The organism is Streptomyces sp. NPDC006743 (assembly GCF_040703815.1).
Lineage (GTDB): Bacteria > Actinomycetota > Actinomycetes > Streptomycetales > Streptomycetaceae > Streptomyces.
The window spans coordinates 1-5,238 of record NZ_JBEYJA010000122.1; the positions used below are offsets into that span (position 1 = coordinate 1).

Below are 5,238 nucleotides of genomic sequence, written 5' to 3' on the forward strand. Positions count from 1 at the left end.
GGGGGGGGGGGGGGGGGGGGGGCGCCCGGGGGCGGGGCCGGCCCCCCCCCCCCCCCCCGCCCGGTCCGCACGGTCGGCGGGCGGGATGCCCTCGGTGCTGACCCCTCACCCCCGGGCACCCGGCACCCGACTTCGCGCGCCGCGCCACGGACCCCGCGACCGCGACCCGGCCGCTGCCGCGGGGTCCCGCGGTTCGTTCACACCGCGTGTGCGAGGGCGGAGGCGGGCCGGGTCTGTTCGTAGGCGTGGCCTGCCCGCAGGAGTACGTCCTCTTCGAGTGGCCGCCCGAGCAGCTGCATGCCGATCGGCAGTCCTGCGCTGTCGTGGCCCACGGGCAGGGAGAGGGCCGGTGTTCCGGTGATGTTGGCGGGGGACGAGAGGCGTACGTAGGCGTCGGAGACACCTTCGACGGTGCCGTCGGCCCAGGTGACGGTCTCCTGGCCGGCTCTGACGGCGGTGGTCGGGACGGTGGGGGCGGCGACGATGTCGACCTCCTTGAACATGCGGGCCCATTCCTGCCGCATGAGGGTGCGGGCGCGCTGGGCGCGCAGGTAGTCCCCGGCGGTCATCAGTTCGCCGGCTTCGAGGAGGATGCGGACGTCGGCCTGGTAGAGGTCGGGGACCGTGCGCAGGGTGTTCTCGTGGTAGGCGGTGGCCTCCGGCACCATCAGCCCCCACTGGACGGCCTGGATGTAGCGCGTCATGGGGATCTCCACCTCGACGAGGCGGGCGCCGAGGTCCCGGAGCTGCTCGATGGCGCGGCGGACGGCGTCTTCGGTGTCGGGGTCGACGTGGTCGAAGTAGTAGGTGCGCGGCACGCCGACCCGCAGCCCTGTCAGGTCCGTGCCCGCCCGCGGTCGGTAGTCCGCGGCGGGTGCGGACAGGGAGGCGGGGTCGCGGGGGTCGTGCCCGGCCAGGGCGGTCAGGACCAGCGCCGCGTCCTCGGTGGTGCGGGTGATCGGGCCGACGTGGTCCAGTGACCAGGACAGCGACGTGACGCCGTGGCGGGGGAGGAGGCCGTAGGTCGGCTTGAGGCCGACCACGCCGTTGAGCGCGGAGGGCACCCTGATGGATCCGCCGGTGTCGGTGCCCAGGGCGAAGGTGGCCATGCCGGCGGCGACGGCCACGGCGGAGCCGCCGCTGGAGCCGCCGGCGACCCGGTCCGCGTCCCAGGCGTTGTGGGTCTGCGGGGTGGTCAGGCCGTAGGCGAACTCGTGGGTGTGGGTCTTGCCCAGCAGGACCGCGCCGGCCCGGGCCAGGCGGGCGGCGACCGTGCTGTCGGTGTGCGCGCGGTGCTCGGCGCGGACACGGGAACTGGCCGTCGTCGCCGAACCCGCCACGTCGATCAGGTCTTTGAGGCCCATGGGGATGCCGTGCAGCGGTCCGCGGTGGCGGCCGGCCGCGATGTCGTGCGCGGCGTCCCGCGCGGCGCTTCGCGCCTGGTCGGCGGCGACGCTGACGTACGCCTGGAGGTGCGGCTCCCGCTGCGCGATGCGCTCCAGGACGGAGTCCGTCAGCTCGACGGGGGACAGGCGCCGGGTGCGGATCGCGTCGGCGGCCGCGGTCAGGGTGAGTTCATACGGCTGCATCGTGCGTCTCCTGTCCCGCTCGGTAGGCGGGGGCGGGTGGGGTGTCGCCGAAGTCCAGCTCGCGCAGGACGGCGACGACGGAGTGGATGTGGTCGGCGGTGGCCGCGACCGCGGCGTGGCGGTCGGCCGGCAACGGGAGCCCGCCACGCGCGGCCCAGCGGGCCGCTTCGGGCGGAGTGAGTTCTGTGGCGGACATGGACTTCCTTCTTCGCGGCTTTCGAGGGTTCCGCGGGTTCCGCGGGTCTGCTTCGTGACCTTGTGACGCTGTGACGGTTCTGACGTTCGCCGGAGGGGCGAAGCGCACCACCGGCGCAGCAAAAGCTAAGCGTTTGCGTTAGCCCACTGTAGGGTCTACGGTGAATTAACGCAAACGAATAGCTTTTAGAGGTGAGGAGCAGAGGAGTCCCATGCCCCCCGTCACACCACGAGCACCCGCGTCCGGCCCCTCCCCGGCCGTCCGCACCCGCACGGCCCGCCCCGCGGCGTCCTTCGCCCTGAACGCCTCGGTCCTGGCCACGTTCCTCGCGGCATCGAGCGCGCCCACGCCGCTCTATCCCCACTACCAGGACGCCTGGCACCTGTCCGCGCTCACCGTCACGGTGGTCTTCAGCGCCTATTCCCTGACCCTGCTGCTGGCCCTGCTCACCACCGGAGCGCTCTCCGACCACCTGGGACGGCGCCCCGTCCTGGCCGGCGCCCTGGCGGTGGAGGCCGTCTCCATGGTGCTGCTGGCCTCGGCGGACGGCGCCGGTGCGCTGATCGCCGCCCGTGTCGTGCAGGGCGCGGCCACCGGCGCGGCCACCAGCGCCGCGGGTGCGGCCCTCCTCGACCTGGCGGACCCCCGGCGTCCCGGCCGGTCCGCCCTGGCCAACAGCATCGCCCCGGTGGGGGGCATGGCCGCCGGCGTCCTGGCCTCCACCTTCCTCATCCGTCTCGCCCCCGCCCCGGCCGTCACCGTCTACGCCGTGCTGGCAGTCCTCTTCACGGCCCAGGCGGTCGCGGTCACCTTCACCCCGGAGACGGCCCGACCGCGCCCGGGTGCCCTGCGCTCCCTGCACCCGCACCTCGCCGTGCCCCCGGCTGCCCGGCGCGCCCTGCTCGCGGCCGGCGCCGGCGTCGTCGCCGTCTGGGCCCTGGGCGGCTTCTACTCCTCCCTCGGGCCGGCGCTCGTGCGCCTGGTGGCGCCCGGCGCCCCGCAGGAGGCCGGCGGCATGGTCTTCTTCACGCTCACCGCCGCTGCCACCGTGACCGTATGGACGCTGCGCCGGGCGGCGCCGCACACCGTCGCCGCGGGCGGCAGCCTGGCCGTCCTGCCCGCCGGCGCTCTGACACTGAGCGCTCTGCACGGCGCCGGCCTGCCCGCCCTCTACGGCGGAGCGGCCCTGGCCGGGACCGCCTTCGGCGCCGTCTCCCAGGGCGCGCTGCGCATGACACTGGCCTCACTCGACGAGCAGGACCGTGCCGCGACCCTGGCCGCCTACTACGTCCTCAGCTATCTCTCCATGAGCCTTCCCGCCGTCGCCGCGGGCGCCGCCACCGGCCACTACGGGCTGGGCACCACCGCGCATGCCTACGCCCTCACCGCCGCCCTGCTCGCCGTCGCGTCCCTGGCCGCGCTGGGGGTGTCAAGGAGCGGCCCAGCCCCCCGCCCACGCCAGGGCACCCCACGCCCCGACACCCCACGCAGCGACTTCGCACACACCGGCACCACATGCCTCGCCACCCCCCGCAACGAGTCCCCGTAACGACCCGCTGGAACGACTTGCCGTAACGATCCGCTGCAACGACCCGCCGTAACGACCTCCCTTTACGATCCGCCGTAACGACACCCGAAGGACAGTCCCCTCATGAGCACCGCACCCGCCCCCCACCCGACCGCCGCGCCCTCCTGGACCGTGGGTGACGTCACCGTCCACCGCATCGACGAGACCCCTCTGCCGCCCGCCACCGGTCCCTGGTTGCTGCCGGACGCCACCCCGGACCTCGTCGCCGCGCAGGACTGGCTCCGCCCCCACTTCGCCGACGCCGAGGGCACCCTCCGCATCGACAGCCACAGCTTCGCCTTCACCCTCGGCGGCCTGCGGATCCTGGTCGACACCGGCATCGGCAACGGCAAGCAGCGGGCCAACCCCGCCTGGCACGACCTGAACACCGACTACCTCCACCACCTCACCGCCGCCGGATTCCCCCCGGACTCGATCGACCTGGTGATCCTCACCCACCTGCACGCCGACCACGTCGGCTGGAACACGCGGAAGGCGGACGGCGACTGGGTCCCGACCTTCCCCCGCGCCCGCTACCTGACCGCCCGCACCGAACGGGAGTTCTGGGCCGGGTACGACATGGACGAGGCACGCGCGCAGATGTTCCGGGACTCGGTGATCCCGGTGGAGGAGGCGGGGCTGCTCGACCTCGTGGACGTCCCCGCGCAAGGCGCAGACATCGTCCCCGGGCTGAGCCTGCTCCCCACCCCCGGCCACACCCCCGGACACGTCGCCGTCCAACTGACCAGCCGCGGCAGGACGGCTGTGATCACCGGCGACTGCATCCACCACCCCGTCCAGCTCGCCCACCCCGCCATCGGCGCGTGCGTCGACATCGACCCCCAGCAGTCCGAGACCTCGCGTCGCACCCTGCTCGCCTCCCTCGCCGGCACGGACACCCTCGTCCTGGGCACCCACTTCGCCCCGCCCACAGCCGGCCACGTCGCCCGCCACGAGGACGATTACCGTCTCTCGCCCGTCCACCCCGACACACCCTGACCGGCGGCGCCCGGCCCGAGGGACCCGGCCGGAGATCGCTCGCGCAGCGGCCCGGGACGGCCGTTTCCCGACGAAGTGGCGGGGGGATCGGATGACGTGGGTCGTCAAGCCGCGCTCGCAGACGTCGACAGCGCCGCCAGGCTGAGGGTCTTCGCGCGGTCAGTCGAACGCCACGACCAGGCGGACGCCGTCGTCACCGAAGCGGCCTGCCAGAGCCTTCATCACGGCGAAGACATGCGGCCAATGAGTCTCAGACCCCAGGACAGCGCCGACGGTCAACGGTTCGTAGGCACACACGGTCTCTCCGTTGGTCCACTCCATGCGTCCCGTCGCCCTGGGGAAGTCCGCCGGCGGCACGCCCACCGCGGACAGGGCCTCTTGCGGCCATGGATCGGACACCAGCTGTTGGCGCCGTAGCGAGGGCAGTGATTTCGTGTGCCAGGTCAGCCGACCGGCGAAGTGATCAGGAACAGCCGCGAGATCCATGGAAGCGAGCTCCGCCCAGCTGACCCAGCTCGCGCTGTGCATGTCGCCCGCTGCGACCCAGGAGTCCAACTGTGCGCGCATCCCGCTCGACAGATCGACAGGAAGACCTCGGCCGGGTGCAAGCGGCTGAAAGCCCGCGTAGTTGCGTACTCCGAAGAGACAGCCGAAAGCCGCGTAGTCGGTCTCGTCGTACAGCGGCCAAAGATCCATGGCGGCCACCCACGGCTCACCGTCGTAGTAGTCGGCGCCGACATGAGGGTGACGAAACTCGATGCCGCCATGGATATCCGTGCCCATGGGTCCGCACACTACTGACTTCGGCTTGTCAGGGTGACGCCGGTTCGTCGAGAGCCAGGCCGGTGCCCACTATGAAACCGTCGAGGGTGCCTGGCCGGTACTGG

5 protein-coding genes are annotated in these 5,238 nt (G+C 72.9%); 2 read left to right on the forward strand and 3 right to left on the reverse strand.

The window, feature by feature from the left end; all coding sequences use genetic code 11:
* Nucleotides 1–197: 197 nt before the first annotated feature.
* Both ABZ719_RS37165 and ABZ719_RS37170 read right to left on the reverse strand, forming a co-directional pair.
* On the reverse strand, nucleotides 198–1,589 hold the full coding sequence (locus ABZ719_RS37165) for an amidase (RefSeq protein ID WP_366729589.1): 1,392 nt from the start codon (nucleotides 1,587–1,589) through the stop codon (nucleotides 198–200).
* A complete protein-coding gene (locus ABZ719_RS37170; protein ID WP_366729590.1) occupies nucleotides 1,576–1,785 on the reverse strand; it encodes a hypothetical protein in 210 nt (69 codons plus the stop codon). Before ABZ719_RS37170 ends, ABZ719_RS37165 begins: the two co-directional genes overlap by 14 nt.
* A 211-nt stretch (nucleotides 1,786–1,996) precedes the next feature.
* Between ABZ719_RS37170 and ABZ719_RS37175 the strand changes: the two genes are divergently transcribed.
* Together ABZ719_RS37175 and ABZ719_RS37180 are read left to right on the forward strand one after the other, a co-directional pair.
* Entirely contained in the window at nucleotides 1,997–3,334 is a 1,338-nt protein-coding gene (locus tag ABZ719_RS37175) for an MFS transporter (RefSeq protein ID WP_366729591.1), read from the forward strand.
* Nucleotides 3,335–3,436: 102 nt separating this feature from the next.
* Nucleotides 3,437–4,351, forward strand: a complete 915-nt coding sequence (locus ABZ719_RS37180; protein ID WP_366729592.1) for an MBL fold metallo-hydrolase — start codon at nucleotides 3,437–3,439, stop codon at nucleotides 4,349–4,351.
* A gap of 159 nt (nucleotides 4,352–4,510) precedes the next feature.
* Here ABZ719_RS37180 and ABZ719_RS37185 read toward each other — a convergent pair whose 3' ends face one another.
* Nucleotides 4,511–5,134, reverse strand: a complete 624-nt coding sequence (locus ABZ719_RS37185) for a hypothetical protein (RefSeq protein ID WP_366729593.1) — start codon at nucleotides 5,132–5,134, stop codon at nucleotides 4,511–4,513.
* Nucleotides 5,135–5,238 lie beyond the last annotated feature (104 nt).